This window comes from Agrobacterium leguminum (assembly GCF_015704895.1).
Lineage (GTDB): Bacteria > Pseudomonadota > Alphaproteobacteria > Rhizobiales > Rhizobiaceae > Agrobacterium > Agrobacterium leguminum.
Genome location: NZ_JADQWB010000003.1, coordinates 142,223 through 157,515, shown reverse-complemented (window position 1 = coordinate 157,515; position 15,293 = coordinate 142,223). Strand labels below are relative to the sequence as shown.

General features: G+C 59.9%; 15 protein-coding genes. 6 read left to right on the top strand and 9 right to left on the bottom strand.

Going from position 1 to position 15,293, the window contains the following annotated elements; all coding sequences use genetic code 11:
* Positions 1 to 41: 41 nt before the first annotated feature.
* On the top strand, positions 42 to 1,223 hold the full coding sequence (locus I3J13_RS06475; RefSeq protein ID WP_196378316.1) for a GGDEF domain-containing protein: 1,182 nt from the start codon (positions 42 to 44) through the stop codon (positions 1,221 to 1,223).
* Positions 1,224 to 1,238: 15 nt separating this feature from the next.
* Here the strand turns inward: I3J13_RS06475 and I3J13_RS06470 are convergent, their stop codons facing one another.
* The 5 genes from I3J13_RS06470 to ccmA form a co-directional block, all read right to left on the bottom strand.
* Positions 1,239 to 1,838, bottom strand: coding sequence for a DsbE family thiol:disulfide interchange protein (locus tag I3J13_RS06470; protein WP_121490288.1), 600 nt, complete (start codon positions 1,836 to 1,838; stop codon positions 1,239 to 1,241).
* Positions 1,835 to 2,008, bottom strand: coding sequence for a heme exporter protein CcmD (ccmD, locus tag I3J13_RS06465; RefSeq protein ID WP_196378315.1), 174 nt, complete (start codon positions 2,006 to 2,008; stop codon positions 1,835 to 1,837). The genes I3J13_RS06470 and ccmD overlap by 4 nt, the downstream gene beginning before the upstream one ends.
* 4 nt (positions 2,009 to 2,012) lie before the next feature.
* Positions 2,013 to 2,774, bottom strand: a complete 762-nt coding sequence (locus I3J13_RS06460) for a heme ABC transporter permease (RefSeq protein ID WP_059759868.1) — start codon at positions 2,772 to 2,774, stop codon at positions 2,013 to 2,015.
* Between the two features lie 74 nt (positions 2,775 to 2,848).
* Entirely contained in the window at positions 2,849 to 3,508 is a 660-nt protein-coding gene (ccmB, locus tag I3J13_RS06455) for a heme exporter protein CcmB (protein WP_196378314.1), read from the bottom strand.
* 202 nt (positions 3,509 to 3,710) lie between these two features.
* Entirely contained in the window at positions 3,711 to 4,352 is a 642-nt protein-coding gene (ccmA, locus tag I3J13_RS06450) for a heme ABC exporter ATP-binding protein CcmA (RefSeq protein WP_196378313.1), read from the bottom strand.
* A gap of 271 nt (positions 4,353 to 4,623) precedes the next feature.
* Between ccmA and acnA the strand changes: the two genes are divergently transcribed.
* From acnA to I3J13_RS06435, 3 genes are all read left to right on the top strand, one after another.
* The gene (acnA, locus tag I3J13_RS06445) at positions 4,624 to 7,317 is read left to right on the top strand and encodes an aconitate hydratase AcnA (RefSeq protein ID WP_196378312.1); all 2,694 of its coding nucleotides are present in this window, start codon (positions 4,624 to 4,626) and stop codon (positions 7,315 to 7,317) included.
* Positions 7,318 to 7,507: 190 nt separating this feature from the next.
* A complete protein-coding gene (locus I3J13_RS06440) occupies positions 7,508 to 8,248 on the top strand; it encodes a DUF1223 domain-containing protein (protein WP_003523168.1) in 741 nt (246 codons plus the stop codon).
* A gap of 400 nt (positions 8,249 to 8,648) precedes the next feature.
* Positions 8,649 to 9,041, top strand: a complete 393-nt coding sequence (locus I3J13_RS06435) for a DUF2794 domain-containing protein (RefSeq protein WP_196378311.1) — start codon at positions 8,649 to 8,651, stop codon at positions 9,039 to 9,041.
* Positions 9,042 to 9,154: 113 nt separating this feature from the next.
* On the opposite strand, the gene I3J13_RS06430 is transcribed toward I3J13_RS06435, so the two are convergent.
* The 3 genes from I3J13_RS06430 to I3J13_RS06420 form a co-directional block, all read right to left on the bottom strand.
* Positions 9,155 to 9,937 carry a Bax inhibitor-1/YccA family protein gene (locus I3J13_RS06430; RefSeq protein WP_059759874.1) on the bottom strand — a complete coding sequence of 261 codons (783 nt, stop codon included), beginning with the start codon at positions 9,935 to 9,937 and terminating at the stop codon, positions 9,155 to 9,157.
* 218 nt (positions 9,938 to 10,155) lie between these two features.
* Positions 10,156 to 12,717 carry an ABC transporter permease gene (locus tag I3J13_RS06425; RefSeq protein ID WP_196378310.1) on the bottom strand — a complete coding sequence of 854 codons (2,562 nt, stop codon included), beginning with the start codon at positions 12,715 to 12,717 and terminating at the stop codon, positions 10,156 to 10,158.
* Positions 12,714 to 13,424, bottom strand: a complete 711-nt coding sequence (locus tag I3J13_RS06420) for an ABC transporter ATP-binding protein (RefSeq protein WP_035263238.1) — start codon at positions 13,422 to 13,424, stop codon at positions 12,714 to 12,716. The genes I3J13_RS06425 and I3J13_RS06420 overlap by 4 nt, the downstream gene beginning before the upstream one ends.
* Positions 13,425 to 13,515: 91 nt before the next feature.
* Between I3J13_RS06420 and I3J13_RS06415 the strand changes: the two genes are divergently transcribed.
* Together I3J13_RS06415 and thpR are read left to right on the top strand one after the other, a co-directional pair.
* On the top strand, positions 13,516 to 14,166 hold the full coding sequence (locus I3J13_RS06415; protein ID WP_196378309.1) for an arylesterase: 651 nt from the start codon (positions 13,516 to 13,518) through the stop codon (positions 14,164 to 14,166).
* A 68-nt stretch (positions 14,167 to 14,234) separates the two neighbouring features.
* Positions 14,235 to 14,828: an RNA 2',3'-cyclic phosphodiesterase gene (gene thpR, locus I3J13_RS06410; protein ID WP_003523177.1), complete on the top strand. Its 594-nt coding sequence runs from the start codon at positions 14,235 to 14,237 to the stop codon at positions 14,826 to 14,828.
* Here thpR and I3J13_RS06405 read toward each other — a convergent pair.
* The gene (locus tag I3J13_RS06405; protein WP_196378308.1) at positions 14,762 to 15,241 is read right to left on the bottom strand and encodes a low molecular weight protein-tyrosine-phosphatase; all 480 of its coding nucleotides are present in this window, start codon (positions 15,239 to 15,241) and stop codon (positions 14,762 to 14,764) included. The two genes, thpR and I3J13_RS06405, sit on opposite strands and share 67 nt — an antisense overlap.
* Positions 15,242 to 15,293: the final 52 nt, after the last annotated feature.

Sequence of the window (15,293 nt, the reverse complement as noted above, 5' to 3'; positions counted from 1 at the left end):
AGTGTCAGGCAAAGGCTCGTCTCTCCCTCCGGCAGAACCCATTGCAAGACAACTTCGCCTATCTTCTCCCCTTCATCATGCTGACATTCGGCGTGGTGTTCCTGTTCCTGCAAAGGATCGGTCACGCTTCCGCCCGCTATTGGGGTATAGGATATCTTTCGGCGGCCTTCGGTTTTGCGACACCTCTGGTGCTCGGCGGCCTGCCTTTCGAAATACAGGCGATTGTTTCGAACCTGTTGTTTTTCTCCGCCTTCTTCCTCTATGGCCACGCTCTGCTCGTGCATTTCGGGCGGCCGCTTTATATCACGGCCAGGCTGTCGATTGTGGTGGCCGCGGTTTTGCTGGTCTCTTTCCATGTCTTCGTCACGCCGGATCTGAAACGCGAGCTTGTCATCGGCGACTTCGTCTGTGCCCTTTTGCTCGCGATTCCGGTCTGGCTCGTGCGAAAGCGGCCGGTGGCGCTTGCCGACAGGCTGATGGTGGGAATTGCCTGTCTTGTGGTGCTGGAGACGCTGGTGCGCATCGGCATGCTGCTGGTGATGACGCCGGGCGGCTCGATGATCGAGCTCAGCGAATTCTTCGAATCCGACTATGCTTTCTACATGCAGCTTGCGGCGAGCATCTTCGGCTTCCTGCTGGCGCTCTCCGTGCTCGCGAGCCAGATTTCCGTCACCGTCGACCGGCATCTGCATGCGGCAGAGCATGATCCGCTGACGGATGTGCTGAATCGGCGCGGCTTCGACCGCCGAGTTCCCGATTTTCGCAACGATACCCCTGAGGGTGCGGTCATCGCCTGCGACATAGACCACTTCAAGCGTATCAACGATGTTTACGGTCATGCGGCCGGAGATATCGTTCTCATCGGCCTTTCCGATCTGCTCAGGCGAAATGCGCCCGAGGATGCGCTGGTGGCGCGCTTTGGCGGTGAGGAATTCGTGGTCTTCCTGCCCGGCCAGACAGCCGCCGCAGCCGGCCAGCTTGCCAATGGCATGCGGACAGGCCTTTCGTCGCTGGATTGGCGCAACCGGGGCGTAACCAGCCAGATCACCGCGAGCTTCGGTGTCTCGGCCGTCGCGAGGGGAGATCATTCCATTCATGACGCCATCAAGCGGGCCGATGACAGTCTCTATGCCGCAAAACGCGGCGGTCGCGATCAGGTGGTGCTGGAAGGCATACGTCTGCCGGCTGAAGGCCCTTCGCTGAGGGTCGTTACCAAGGGGTGACGCCTTACCGAGCGGTTATTTCCCGGCTGCGGCCGCGATGGCTGGCAGCAGGTCGCGCTCGACGCTGCGGGCATCGAAGGGGCCGACCTTTTTATAAAGGATCGTGCCATCCGCGCCGACCAGATAACTTTCGGGAATGCCATAGACGCCCCAGTCTATCGCGGCCTTGCCGTTCGGATCGACGCCTATCGCAGCAAAGGGATTGCCGAGTTCGCCGAGGAAGCGCAGCGCATTATCCTGCTTGTCCTTGTAGTTGATGCCGACGACGGTGATGCGGCTGTCTTTCGCCAATTCCTGAAGCAGCGGATGCTCCTGCCGGCAGGGAATGCACCAGGAGGCGAAGACGTTCACCAAAGTCAGCTTACCCTTGATGGCGGCATCGGTCAGCGCCGGCAGGTTGGAGCCTTCCAGCGGCGGTAGCGACAGGGTCGGCGCCCTGGTGCCGATCAGCGCCGAGGGAATGGCGCTGATATCCAGGCCGTTCACATCCTGATCGTAAAGCATCTTGCCGGCGACAAGGGCGAAACCACCGAACAGCAGCAACGGCAGAAGCGCAAGCGCATAGCGTGCACGGCCTGTCGTTTTGGCCTTGGTGTCGCGGTCAGCCTGCGTCATTGCACGTCACCTGCGGAACCGGCTCTCGCCCTGCGGCGTACGCCGGATGCCTCTAGTTCCTTCAATTCCTGTTTGCGTGCCTGACCGTCCACGACGACCCAGGCGATGAGACAGAGAACGACAAGGCCGGTCGCCGCATAGGACATGCCGATATAAAAGGCGTGCGTCATCACTTTAGCCCTCCCGGTTCGCCATGCGGGCGGCGAGACGCCGCTGTGCGGCCACGCGCCGACGCCAGATTTCGTTGCGCATCGCGGCGATGTGTAGGGTGAAGAACAGCAGCGTGAAGCCGACGGCCATGGTCAGCAGCGGCCAGAGGAATTCCGCATCGATGGCGGAACCGCCCATGCGGATGACGCTTGCCGGCTGGTGCAGCGTGTTCCACCACTCGACCGAAAATTTGATGATGGGGATATTCACGAAACCGACGAGGATCAGCACGGCGCTGACGCGGGCGGCTCTCGACGGATCGTCCATGGCGCGGTTGAGCGCGATCAGCCCGAGATACATCAGGAAAAGCACGAAGACGGAGGTCAGCCGTGCATCCCACACCCACCACGTCCCCCACATGGGTTTACCCCAGAGCGAGCCGGTGACGAGCGCAATCAGCGTGAAGGCCGCGCCGATGGGGGCAGCGGCCTTGTGGCTGACATCCGCCAGCGGGTGACGCCAGACGAGGGTGCCGATAGCGGAGACCGCCATGACCGAATAACACATCATGGCGAGCCAGGCTGAGGGCACATGCACATACATGATGCGCACCGTATAACCCTGCTGATAATCGCCTTCGGTGGTGAAGGACAGATAAAGACCGACGGCCAGCACCAGCGCCGTCAAGGCAGCGAGCCAGGGCAGAATGCGTGCCGCCAGCGCCAGAAACCGGGTGGGATTGGCGAGATCACTGAATTTGGTGATGGTGAAGGTCTGCTCGTTCATGCCGTTTGTGTAACCCGAGAATGGCTGCCCCGCAATTGATCCCTGTCAATCGGGGATCGTCTGGTGTGGTTTCATCAATCCATAACATTGCGCAGCGCCAAAGCGGCGAAGAAAGGTCCGGTCACGGCTGAAAATAACGTGATCGCGCTCAAAATGAGAAATGGCGGCATGAAGGGCGCCGGGTCCTGTACCGCCGCATAGGAGGCGCTGACGCCGAAGATCAGCACGGGAATGGCGAGCGGCAGGACGAGGATGGAAACCAGAAGCCCTCCGCGCGGCAAAGCAACGGCAACCGCCGCCCCTACCGCGCCGATGAAGGTGATGGCGGGTGAGCCGACGAGAAGGGTAAGCATCACGGCGCCGATAGCCACCTCGTCCATGTTCATGAAGAGGCCAAGCAGAGGGGAGGCAAGCACCAGCGGTAGACCGGTCGTGACCCAGTGTGCCAGGCATTTCACGAACACGGTCAGCACCAGCGGGGTTTCCTGCATCAGGATCAAATCGAGGGAGCCGTCATCCCGCTCGGCTTGAAACAGCCGGTCGAGGCCGAGAAGGGCGGAGAGCAGCGCGCCGATCCAGACGATGGCCGGGCCGATGCGCGCGAGCAGGTTGAGATCGGGGCCGACGCCGAAGGGAATGACGGCAACCACTGTCATGAAGAACAGCACGCCGATCAGCGCACCGCCGCCGGCGCGGATGGAGAGTTTGATGTCGCGGAGGAGGAGGGCGGTCATTGGGGTGCCCTCGAGTTCGCGGCGTTACCCCCCTCTGCCCTGCCGGGCATCTCCCCCTCAGGGGGGGAGATCGACCTGCGGCTGGGTCTCGTCCATCTCAAAATTTGAGAATGGAGTGATGGAAGGGCGTCTTGCCAATCTCCACCCTTGTGGGGGAGATGCCCGGCAGGGCAGAGGGGGGTATGCCCCGCGCACATCGCCCTCATACCCAAGCCTCCACACCCACAAACCCCGTCATCTGCAATTCCCGCGCGCTCTCCAGCCCCAAAGGCTGATGCGTCGCGGCCAGAACGATGCCGCCTTTCCCGAGGTGGTTTTTCACGAGATCGGTAAACATCCCGTCCGCAGCCTTGTCGAGCGCCGCCGTCGGCTCATCGAGAATCCACACCGGTCGCCATGCAATCAAAAGTTTCGCCATGGCAAAACGCCGCTGCTGGCCGGCTGAGAGATAACCGAAAGGCAGGTGGGTAATACCGGCGAGGCCGACGATCTCCGCCGCCTCATCGATCGCCACGCCCGCACCGCCGGAAAAATCGCCGAGGAAGTCTTTCCAGAACCGAAGATTCTCCGAAACGGTCAGTTCGGTTTTCATCGCATTGCGATGGCCGAGATAGTGGCAGGCCTCGGACGGGCGCATGTCAGCTTCGATTTCTTTGCCGGCTATCTTTATTCGTCCCTGTTCGGGCCGCAGCAGGCCGGCCACCGTGCGCAGCAGGGTGGATTTTCCTGAACCGTTGCGACCGGTCAGCACAAGAGCCTCACCGTCGCTTAACTTGAAGGAAATATTCATGAATATGAAATCTTCGCCGCGTCGCACGCCAAGATTTTCCGCCGTCAAATCCATGCTGCGGTTCCGATTACGATTTCGTCGTCTCGATCATAAAAAAATCGATTAGGTTCGTTGAATGGTCTGGCACGTTTTAGAGAAATTATCTATATGGGTGTCAACACGCCAGCGGCCGGCGTGAACATCATCTTGCGCCGGACTTGACGATTGCGAGGAGCAATTTTCACGTGCGGACAGCGGAAATGGTCGTACCCGCATCCTGATGTGCATGAGTGCATAGGTGTCCGCACGCACGTGTTGGCTATCAGAGTAAGCGGGGTTTTTATCCATGCCCAAATCACTCGACAGTTTCCAATGTCGTTCCGTCCTTACCGTTGACGGTAAGGAATACGTCTATTTCAGCCTTCCCAAGGCTGAAGCCAATGGCCTGAAGGGCGTTTCCAGGCTGCCCTATTCCATGAAGGTTCTGCTCGAAAACCTGCTGCGTTTCGAGGACGGCCAGTCCGTCACCAAGGAACACATTCTGGCGGTTTCCGAATGGCTGAACAACAAGGGCCTGACCGAAACCGAAATCGCCTATCGCCCCGCCCGCGTTCTGATGCAGGACTTTACCGGCGTTCCCGCCGTTGTCGACCTTGCCGCCATGCGTGACGGCATCAAGGCCCTTGGCGGCGATCCGGAAAAGATCAACCCGCTGGTTCCCGTCGATCTCGTCATCGACCACTCGGTCATCGTCGACGAATTCGGCACGCCGAGCGCCTTTGCCCGCAACGTCGAGCTGGAATATGAGCGCAACGGCGAGCGTTACCGCTTCCTGAAGTGGGGCCAGCAGGCGTTCGAGAATTTCCGTGTGGTTCCGCCCGGCACCGGCATCTGTCACCAGGTCAACCTCGAATATCTCGGCCAGACCGTCTGGACCAAGGAAGAGGATGGCGAGACGATTGCTTATCCGGATACCTGCGTCGGCACCGATTCGCACACGACCATGATCAATGGTCTCGGCGTTCTCGGCTGGGGCGTTGGCGGTATCGAGGCTGAAGCGGCCATGCTCGGCCAGCCGGTCTCCATGCTTCTGCCCGAGGTTATCGGCTTCAAGCTGACCGGCAAGGTGAAGGAAGGTGTGACCGCGACCGACCTCGTGCTGACCGTGGTTCAGATGCTGCGCAAGAAGGGCGTTGTCTCCAAATTCGTCGAATTCTTCGGCCCCGGCCTCGATTCGATGTCTCTGGCCGACCGCGCAACCATCGGCAATATGGGTCCGGAATATGGCGCGACCTGCGGCTTCTTCCCGGTCGATAGCGAGACCATCAATTACCTGACCATGTCCGGTCGTGCCAAGGACCGCATCGCGCTCGTCGAAGCCTATTCGAAGGCGCAGGACATGTGGCGCACCGGCGACGGTTCCGACCTCGTCTTCACCGACACGCTGGAACTCGACCTTGGCGACGTCGTGCCCTCCATGGCCGGCCCCAAGCGTCCGGAAGGCCGCCTGCCGCTCGAAACCATCGCGCCGAATTTCGCGACTGCTCTTGAAAACGACTATAAGAAGCCCGGCCAGCTTTCGAGCCGTTATGCGGTCGAAGGTGAGGCTTTCGATCTCGGTCATGGCGATGTGGCGATTGCCGCCATCACCTCCTGCACCAACACTTCCAACCCCTCGGTTCTCATCGCTGCCGGCCTTCTCGCCCGCAACGCCGTCGCCAAGGGGCTTAAGTCCAAGCCGTGGGTGAAGACGTCGCTGGCACCGGGATCGCAGGTCGTTGCCGAATATCTCGACAAGTCCGGTCTGCAGAAGGATCTCGACGCGATCGGCTTCAACCTCGTCGGCTTCGGCTGCACGACCTGCATCGGTAACTCCGGTCCGCTGCCGCCGGCGATTTCCAAGACGATCAACGACAAGGGCCTGATCACTGCCGGTGTTCTCTCCGGCAACCGCAACTTCGAGGGTCGTATTTCGCCGGATGTCCAGGCGAACTATCTGGCCTCGCCGCCGCTCGTCGTGGCCTATGCCCTTGCCGGCACGGTCCAGAAGGATCTGACGAAGGAGCCGATCGGCGACGATCAGAACGGCAATCCGGTCTACCTCAAGGATATCTGGCCGACCTCCAAGGAAATCCAGGAATTCATCCTGAAATACGTCACCCGTGAGCTTTACGAAACAAAGTATGCCGACGTGTTCAAGGGTGATGCGAACTGGCAGGCCGTTCAGGTTCCGCCGGGCCAGACCTATGCCTGGGACGACCAGTCGACCTATGTTCAGAACCCGCCCTATTTCGTCGGCATGGGCAAAAAGGGCTCGGGCCTCAAGAACATCAAGGGCGCCCGCGTCCTCGGTCTCTTCGGCGACAAGATCACCACCGACCATATTTCTCCGGCCGGTTCGATCAAAGCTGCTTCGCCTGCCGGCGCCTATCTGACGGAACATGGCGTTGCCGTTGCCGACTTCAACCAGTACGGCACGCGTCGCGGCAACCATGAAGTGATGATGCGCGGCACCTTCGCCAATATCCGCATCCGCAACCACATGCTCGGCCCGAACGGCAAGGAAGGTGGCTACACCATCCATTATCCGTCCAAGGAAGAGATGTCGATCTATGACGCGGCCATGAAATACAAGGCGGAAGGCGTCCCGCTCGTCATCTTCGCCGGTGTCGAATATGGTAACGGTTCGTCCCGCGACTGGGCGGCGAAGGGCACCAACCTGCTCGGCGTCAAGGCCGTCATTGCGCAGTCTTTCGAACGTATCCACCGTTCGAACCTCGTCGGCATGGGCGTCGTTCCCTTTGTCTTCGAGGAAGGCACGACCTGGGCAAGCCTCGACCTCAAGGGTGATGAAATCGTCGAGATCGACGGGCTCGAAGGTGAAATCAGGCCGCGTGAAAAGAAGATCGCCAAGATCACCTATAGCGACAGTTCGGTGAAGGAAGTTCCGCTTCTTTGCCGCATCGATACGCTGGATGAAGTGATCTACATGAACAACGGCGGCATTTTGCAGACCGTTCTTCGCGATCTGGCCGCATAAAGCTTCAACAATCGAAGACGCCGGGAGAAATCCCGGCGTCTTTGCATTTCATCGTCTCTTTTTTTGTGATTGTCGCTCACCCCTTCGTGACTTTCTATTGAAGGGCAATAGACGTTATTTTCCGGTTTGCATCCCGGCAGGATTGATCGCATCAATTCGTCTGGATCTCTTCCGGACAAAGGTTTTTGTAATGCCGCTGAAATTTCCCCTGTCGATATGTCTTCTCGGCACGTTCCTCGTCACCTCCGCGCAGGCGCAGGAGGCCGTGAAGGGCGTCGTCGAATTGTTCACGTCGCAGGGATGCTCATCCTGCCCGCCGGCCGATGAAGCCCTGCGCAAGATGATCCAGAAGGGCGATGTCGTCGGTCTTTCCTACCATGTCGATTACTGGAACTATCTCGGCTGGACGGATTCGCTCGCCTCGAAGGAAAATACCGACCGGCAATATGGTTATATGCGCGCGCTCGGCCGCAACGGGGTCTATACGCCGCAGGCCATTCTGAACGGCCGCGACCACGTCAAGGGTGCCGATGTTCGCGGCATCTATGACAGGCTGGATGCGTTCAAGCGCGAGGGCAAGGGACTGAACGTGCCGGTCTCGTCGAAATTTGCCGGTGACGAGGTGGAGATCGATATTGGCGCCGGCAGCGGCAAGGCCGATGTCGTCGTCGCCTATTTCACGCGCGAACAGACCGTGGATGTGCAGAAGGGCGAAAACCAGGGGAAAAAAATGTCCTACTGGCACAGCGTCTATGATGTGCAGACAGTCGGCATGTGGGATGGTTCGCCGATGACGGTGAAGCTTCCGGCGAGCGTGGTGGCCAAGGTGAAAAAGGGCGGCTGCGCCGTGCTGTTGCAGACGGCCAATGCCGGCGGCGATCCCGCGGCAATCGTCGGCGCAAGTATCCTGCTAGGAAACGAAAACCCCTGATCGCCTGTCGGGCGATGGAAGATCCGGTCCGGGCATTGGGGGCTGGGGGTAAAGGGTCAATGCACCGGACCGGGTCATCTTGGTGCCTAGGCATCAATTGACAATAGGACTATTCCACCCAATTCGGGCCATGGTTTGACCGAAATACGGCAGCCCATGTGAAAATGGCTGCCTAAATGGTTACCATTTTTAACCCCTGCTTTTGCCGTTGGCAGCGTTCGTCGGGGAATCGGCGCGCGCAATTCTGCGCTGCCGTCTTCCGGTTCCACTTCGCATCGAAGGCTTGTCGAACCTTTCCCGGAATTCCCTGTCCCGTGCGCCATGCCGGTGCAAAGACTTGCAATTTCGCCCTCTCAGGCTCACACTGCACGGATGATTTGGGTGGAATCGGAGGTATTGGATGACCGATCAACCGGATGTGCAGCAGGTGCAGACCGCTTCACGTGACAATTCCACCGTTATCGATCTCCGCGAATATAAAAAGAACAAGGACCCTTTGCCGGTCACCTTTCACCGCCGCGAGCTGGATGCGATCCTGCGCATCTATGGCCGCATGGTGGGAGAGGGCGAGTGGCGTGACTACGCCATCGATCACCTCAAGGAAAAGGCGGTATTTTCCGTCTTCAAGCGTTCAGGTGAAATGCCGCTTTTCAGGATCGAGAAAAACCCCAAGCTGGCTGCGAAACAGGGCGCCTACTGCGTGGTGAACACGGATGGCCGCATTCTCAAGCGAGGGCATGAGTTGCTGCAGGTTCTGAAGGTCTTCGACAAGGTTTTGAAGCTCATCGAGTGAGCTTTCGCAAAAGCGGACTGCCCGCCTCTGGGGGACAAGGGTGAAGAATCTTCCCAAATAAAAAGGCGGCCGAAGGGCCGCCTTTCGTATGTCTGGCAATCCAACTCTTAACCTTAGTCGTCGCGGTTTCCGAGGAACTGCAGGAGGAAGGTGAAGAGGTTGATGAAGTCGAGATACAGCGTCAGTGCGCCCATGATGGCCTTGCGGCCAGCGACGGCAACATCGTCAGCATCGAAATACATTTCCTTGATCTTCTGGGTGTCGTAGGCGGTCAGGCCTGCGAAGATCAGCACGCCGATCGCGGAAATCGCGAACTGCAGGGCGCCGGAGCCAAGGAAGATATTGACGATGGAGGCAATGATCAGGCCGAACAGACCCATGATCAGGAACGAACCGAAACCGGAAAGATCCTTCTTCGTCGTATAACCGTAAAGCGAGAGCGCGCCGAACGAGGCAGCGGTCACGAAGAACGTCTGCACGATGCTTCCTTCAGTATATCGCAGGAAGATCGACGACAGCGAAACGCCCATCAGAGCAGCGTAAACCCAGAAGGTCGTCTGAGCGGCGGAAACGCTCATGTTCTGAATACGGAAGCTAAGGAAGAAAACCAGTCCGAGCGGAGCCAGCATAACGACCCAGCGCAGCGGTGACGCATAAACCAGGGCGCCGAGGGAGGTCAGCATCTTGCCGTTCGGCAGCGTGGCAACCGCCGCTGCGGGATCACTTGTCGTCGCGAGCATGGCAAAGCCGAACGCTGCAACGCCGGTGATGACCAGAGCCAGCGCCATCAGGTTATAAACCTTGAGCATATAGGCGCGAAGACCTTCATCGATCATCGCACCAGTCTGAGCACGGTTCTGCGCCATGCGGTTCTGGTAGTTATTGAAGTCAGCCATTGTTTCCTCTTTTGAGCTCCGTGATTGCTACGGTGTCGGGATACCTCCCGGGCGCCGCTGCGGAGCTTCAGCAAGCCTGCTCAAGAATATGATGGCAGAACGTGTTCTATACAAGGCCTTTTCCCGTCGAAAAGACACCATATGCGCGAAAAGCGCTCACGTTTTGGCGATCATTACAAAGAATTAATCGTTAAAGTTAAGCGGCGCACAACCGACGATCATTCACCTGCCTGCCGGAGAACCGGAGCCGCTTTCTGCCCGAGAATCCGCCATGTGCCGATGAGGCCGATGCCCACCGTCATGACGAGGGCGACGACGAGGGTGCCGATCGCCACATCCGGCAGGAAGCTGGAGGGCAGCTTCATGATGCGGGCGATCACGAACCATGCGGAGACGCCGCCGGCGAAAAGTGCGAAGACGGCGGTGGCGAGGCCGAGCATCATATATTCGTAGGAGAAGGCGCGGATGAGCAGGTTTCGTGTGCCGCCCAGCGTTTTCAGGATAACCGCGTCATGGGTACGGGCGCGGTTTCCGGCGGCAAGAGCGCCGGCGAGAACCAGGACGGAGGCGATGAGGGCAACGGCGGCAGCGGCGCGAATGGCGGTGGCAAGCTGGCCGACGAGCCGGTTGACGACGTCGAGCGCATCCTTCACGCGCACGCTGGTGATCGTCGGATAGGCGTTGGTGACAGCGCGCAGGATACGGCCTTCGTCGGCGGCGGTTGCCGAAGGGTCGGCGAGTGTCGCCAGCCATGCATGCGGCGCGCCGCGGAAGGTGTTTGGCGAAAACACCATGACGAAATTGATCGACAGGGATTCCCATTCGACATTGCGCAGATTGGCGATCCTTGCCGTTATGCTGCGGCCGAGCACGTTGACGGTCACCGTGTCGCCAATCTTGAGACCCAGTTCTCCGGCTTCCTCGGCCGCGAAGGAGACCAGCGGCTCGCCGCTATAGTCCGGTCCCCACCAGCTTCCTTCTGTGAGAGTCGCGTTTTCGGGGATATCTTGCGAATAGGTGATACCCCGGTCGCCGCGCAGCACCCAGCGCCCGGCCGGAGGCACCTCCATCTTCGTGACGTCCTCGCCGTTGAGCGCCAGGATGCGGCCGCGCAGCATCGGCACTTCGGTCAGCGCGCCTTCCGGCGCTTCCCGTTTCAGAAGGTTGCGGAAGCCCTGAAGTTCGCTGCCCTGAATATCCACGAAGAAGAAATTCGGTGCGCGGTCCGGCAGGCTGTCCGTCAGTTCGCGGCGCAGATTGCCGTCAATCAGCGTGAGCGTCACGAGCAGGGTCAGGCCAAGGCCGAGGGAGAGGACGACCGAGGGGGTGAGCGCACCCGGCCGGTGAATATTGCCGATCGCCAGCCTGAGCGCAGCCGAATGAACGCGCGGACTGCGCTTGGCGATGGCTTTCACGCCGGAGGCAACGAGCCGCAGCACCACAAAGGCAAAAGCGATGGCCGCGAGGAAGACCGAGGCGATGAAGCGGTCTTCCGCCGAGAGGATGGCAAGGGCGGCGAGCGCCGCCAGAAGCAGGCCGGTTGCGGCCAGATAGGGCCAGGACGGCCAGCTGCCCTCCTCGAAACCCTGTTCGCGGAAAAGCGCCGTTGCCGGCACTTCGCGCGCCTGGCCGAGCGGCACGATGGCGAAGGCGAGCGTCGTCAGGAGGCCGAACAGGGCGGCGAGGCCGAGAGCGCCGGGATAGAAGGCAAGCTCTTCCGGCACGGGCAACACGCCCTCCAGAAACCGCATGGCGATGAGGGGCGCGACGGCGCCGACCACGAGGCCGATGACAATGCCGACGGCGGCAATGAAGGCGATCTGGAAGAGATAGGTCATGGTGACCACCGAGGCCGGCGCCCCCAGGCATTTCAGCGAGGCGATGGTGGTGCGCTTGGAATCCAGAAACGCGCGAACGGCATTGGCAACGCCGACACCGCCGACGATGAGGGCGGTGAGGCCTACCAGCGTCAGGAATTGCGAGAAGCGATTGACGTTTTCGGTGAGTGATGGGGCCGCCCGGTCACTGGTGCGGATGGACCAGCCGGCATCGGGAAAGGCCTTGTTGGCCACATCGGTCATCGTTGACCGTGCCGAAGGATCGTTCAGCCTGATCTTGTAGGCATGCTCGACCAGACTGCCGTTCTGAACGAGGCCCGAGGCGAAAAGGGCGTCGCGGCTGACCATCAGTCGTGGAGCAAAACCGAAACCGTCGGAGAGAGCATCCGGCTCGTCGACCACGGTGCCGGTCAGTTTCAGCTTCACATTGCCGAGCAGGATTTCATCACCGACCTTGACGCCGAGCCGTTCCAGCAGAAGCGGCGCGGCAATGGCGCCATAGGTGTCGCCGTTTCCGGCCAGAAGCTCGCTCAGCGGTCGGTTCGGCTCGGCAACGAAGGTGCTATAGAGCGGGTAAGCGCCATCGATAGCCTTCACTTCCGTCAGGGTCTGTTCGGACCCGTCGGCGAGGCGCGCCATGGAGCGCAGCCCGGTGGAAACCGCGACGGTGCCGAGGCTGTCTAGATAGGCCCTCTCTTCCTGTGTCGCTTCCCTGTTGCGCAGTTCGAAACGCACATCGCCTGCCAATATGGACTGACCTTCCGTGGCGATGGCGCTGGTGACCGCGCGCGAGACGGAGTTGACGGCGGCGATGGCGCCGGTTCCAAGCGCGATGCAGGCGAGGAAAATGTAAAAGCCGCGTAACCCGCCGCGAATTTCGCGCCGCGCGAGCCTTGCGGCGTTTCTGATATTGGCAAGAGACGGGATAATGGATCCGGTCATGCCGACACCGCCCGCGCCATATGGGAGGTGGCGCTGTCGCCCTCTATCTCGCCGGAGCGCACCTTGATCTGGCGTGAGCACCGGGCGGCAAGCGACGGATCGTGGGTGACGAGGATCATCGTCATGCCGCGTTCGGCCTGTTTGGCAAAGAGAAGATCGGCGATCTGCCTGCCGGTATCGGTATCGAGATTGCCGGTCGGTTCGTCAGCAATCAGCACGGCCGGTGAGGGGGCAAGCGCGCGGGCGATGGCGACACGCTGCTGTTCGCCGCCGGAGAGCTGGCCGGGATAGTGGTTGAGGCGTTCGCCGAGACCGACGGCGACGAGCTCGCGTCTGGCGATCTCGAAGGGGTTCGGGGTGTTTGCCAGTTCGAGCGGAACGGCGACATTTTCCAGCGCCGTCATATTGGCGATGAGATGGAAGGACTGGAAAACAATGCCAATGTTGCGGCCACGAAAATCCGCCAGCGCGTCCTCGCCGAGCTTGTGCAGTTCCGTATCTGCGATGATGATTTCACCGCTATCGAGCCTCTCGAGACCGGCAAGCACCATCAGAAGCGTCGATTTTCCCGATCCGGAGGGGCCGACGATACCAACCGCCTCGCTCTCTCCGATTGAAAGATCGATGTTCTTGAGAACGTGAACGGAGGCGGCGGCATTGCCGAGCGTGAGGTCGGCTTTCTTCAGCTCTATGATGCTTTTCGTCACAATTCTCGTTCCTATATAGGGTGATGAAAACGGTCTGGCGGTCGATGCGGTCGGTATTTCAGACAATGGGAACCAAGTTAGGAAAGCCGTGATGAGATTTAAAGCTGCCCTGTTTCACTTCATCGTCATTTTTGCCGCCGCCTTTTCCGCAACTGTTGTCATGGCTCAGGAGCGGACATTGCAGCTGGTCGGACTCGGCGACAGCCTGATGGCCGGCTATCAGCTTCCCCCCACCGACAGCTACACCGCACAGCTTGAGGCTGCATTAAAGGGCAAGGGCGTCAACGTCGCCATCGCCAATGCCGGTGTGTCCGGCGATACCTCTTCCGGCGGTCTGGCGCGGGCGGAATGGTCGGTTCCCGATGGTACAGACGGGGTCATTCTGGAACTCGGCGCAAATGACGCTCTGCGCGGAATTCCCCCGGAACAGACCGAAAAGAACCTCGACACCATCATTTCCGGTTTTCAGAAGCGCAACATAGCCGTGTTGCTGGTCGGCATTATGGCGCCGCCGAATATGGGCGATGATTATGCCAGCCGCTTCAATCCAATCTTTCCGAAGCTCGCCGAAAAATACAACCTGCCGCTTTATCCCTTCTTTCTGGATGGCGTGGTGACGGATGATGCGCTGAAGCTGGACGACAAGATGCACCCCAATACGAAGGGTGTGGCGATGATGGTCGAAAAATCTTTGCCGGCTGTTGAAAGCTTCATCACGACAATCGGTGCGCAAAAAAAATAAGCACTTGCGCCCGCCTGCATTGCGTGATTCGCTATGCTTGTTCTGCCAAGAGATTCGGGGAGCTCGCCATGCCGAGACTGTTTACCGCCCTCGAAATTCCGCGCAATGCGGCTATGAGCCTCTCATTGTTGCGCGGTGGTCTGCCGGGAGCCCGGTGGATCGATGTGGAGAATTATCACATAACCCTGCGTTTTATCGGTGACATCGACGGGCGGACCGCCGATGAGGTCGTGGACAGGCTGGACCGGATCGAAAGGCCGGAATTCCAGCTCAGCCTCACCGGTATGGGGTCCTTCGGTTCCAAGAAACCGCATTCCATCTGGGCCGGGGTTTCTCCCTCGCCGGAAATGCATGCGCTTCAGGCGGAAATCGAGCGGATCTGCCAGAGGATCGGTCTCCCACCCGATCCGCGCAAGTTCATGCCGCATGTCACGCTGGCGCGGTTGCGCTCCTCCCGTGTTGACGATGTGGTGCAGTATCTTTCCGGACGCGGCAACTTCCGCACCTCGCCCTTCACGGTCGGCCGTTTCGTGCTGATGTCGTCGAAGGAATCGGTGGGCGGCGGACCGTATATCGTTGAAGAGGCGTTTCCGCTTCACGAGGCGCGGTCCAGCTCCATCTTTTCGAGCAACGATCTGCATCCTGCCAAGAGCATGTTGTAGACCTTGAGGAACCCGTCCTCGGCCCCGTAATAGGGATCGGGGACGTTCTCGCGGCGGCCAGTGGCATAGTCCATGAAGAGATGGATCTTGTGCCGCTGCCTTTCCGGGCTCGATTGCAGCAGGTTCGCCAGATTGTTTTCGTCCATGGCGAGTATCAGGTCGAAGGTCTCGAAATCCGCTGGGGTAACCTGTCTCGCCCGCTGCCGGGAAATATCGACGCCATGCCGTCGCGCCATGGCGATGGATCGCGGATCGGGTGCGTCACCCGCGTGCCAGCCGCCAGTGCCGGCGGAATCGACGGTAAGCTGATCAGACATGGCCGCGCCGTCGGCAAGGTGTCTCAAAACCCCTTCGGCCAGCGGTGAACGGCAGATATTGCCCATGCAGACAAAAAGAATAGCTGTATGTTTCATGGAATATGCGTCGATCCGGTCGTTGAAGCGTTAATGGGTCTCAAGCGGAGGC

Excerpts from the sequence above, each read along its gene's own strand:
- I3J13_RS06435 (WP_196378311.1), top strand. The coding sequence starts at position 8,649 with ATGACCGATCAACCGGATGTGCAGCAGGTGCAGACCGCTTCACGTGAC.
- I3J13_RS06405 (WP_196378308.1), bottom strand. The coding sequence starts at position 15,241 with ATGAAACATACAGCTATTCTTTTTGTCTGCATGGGCAATATCTGCCGT.
- I3J13_RS06470 (WP_121490288.1), bottom strand. The coding sequence starts at position 1,838 with ATGACGCAGGCTGACCGCGACACCAAGGCCAAAACGACAGGCCGTGCA.
- I3J13_RS06425 (WP_196378310.1), bottom strand. The coding sequence starts at position 12,717 with ATGACCGGATCCATTATCCCGTCTCTTGCCAATATCAGAAACGCCGCA.
- thpR (WP_003523177.1), top strand. The coding sequence starts at position 14,235 with ATGCCGAGACTGTTTACCGCCCTCGAAATTCCGCGCAATGCGGCTATG.
- acnA (WP_196378312.1), top strand. The coding sequence starts at position 4,624 with ATGCCCAAATCACTCGACAGTTTCCAATGTCGTTCCGTCCTTACCGTT.
- I3J13_RS06415 (WP_196378309.1), top strand. The coding sequence starts at position 13,516 with ATGAGATTTAAAGCTGCCCTGTTTCACTTCATCGTCATTTTTGCCGCC.
- ccmA (WP_196378313.1), bottom strand. The coding sequence starts at position 4,352 with ATGGATTTGACGGCGGAAAATCTTGGCGTGCGACGCGGCGAAGATTTC.
- I3J13_RS06430 (WP_059759874.1), bottom strand. The coding sequence starts at position 9,937 with ATGGCTGACTTCAATAACTACCAGAACCGCATGGCGCAGAACCGTGCT.
- I3J13_RS06440 (WP_003523168.1), top strand. The coding sequence starts at position 7,508 with ATGCCGCTGAAATTTCCCCTGTCGATATGTCTTCTCGGCACGTTCCTC.
- ccmB (WP_196378314.1), bottom strand. The coding sequence starts at position 3,508 with ATGACCGCCCTCCTCCTCCGCGACATCAAACTCTCCATCCGCGCCGGC.
- ccmD (WP_196378315.1), bottom strand. The coding sequence starts at position 2,008 with ATGACGCACGCCTTTTATATCGGCATGTCCTATGCGGCGACCGGCCTT.
- I3J13_RS06460 (WP_059759868.1), bottom strand. The coding sequence starts at position 2,774 with ATGAACGAGCAGACCTTCACCATCACCAAATTCAGTGATCTCGCCAAT.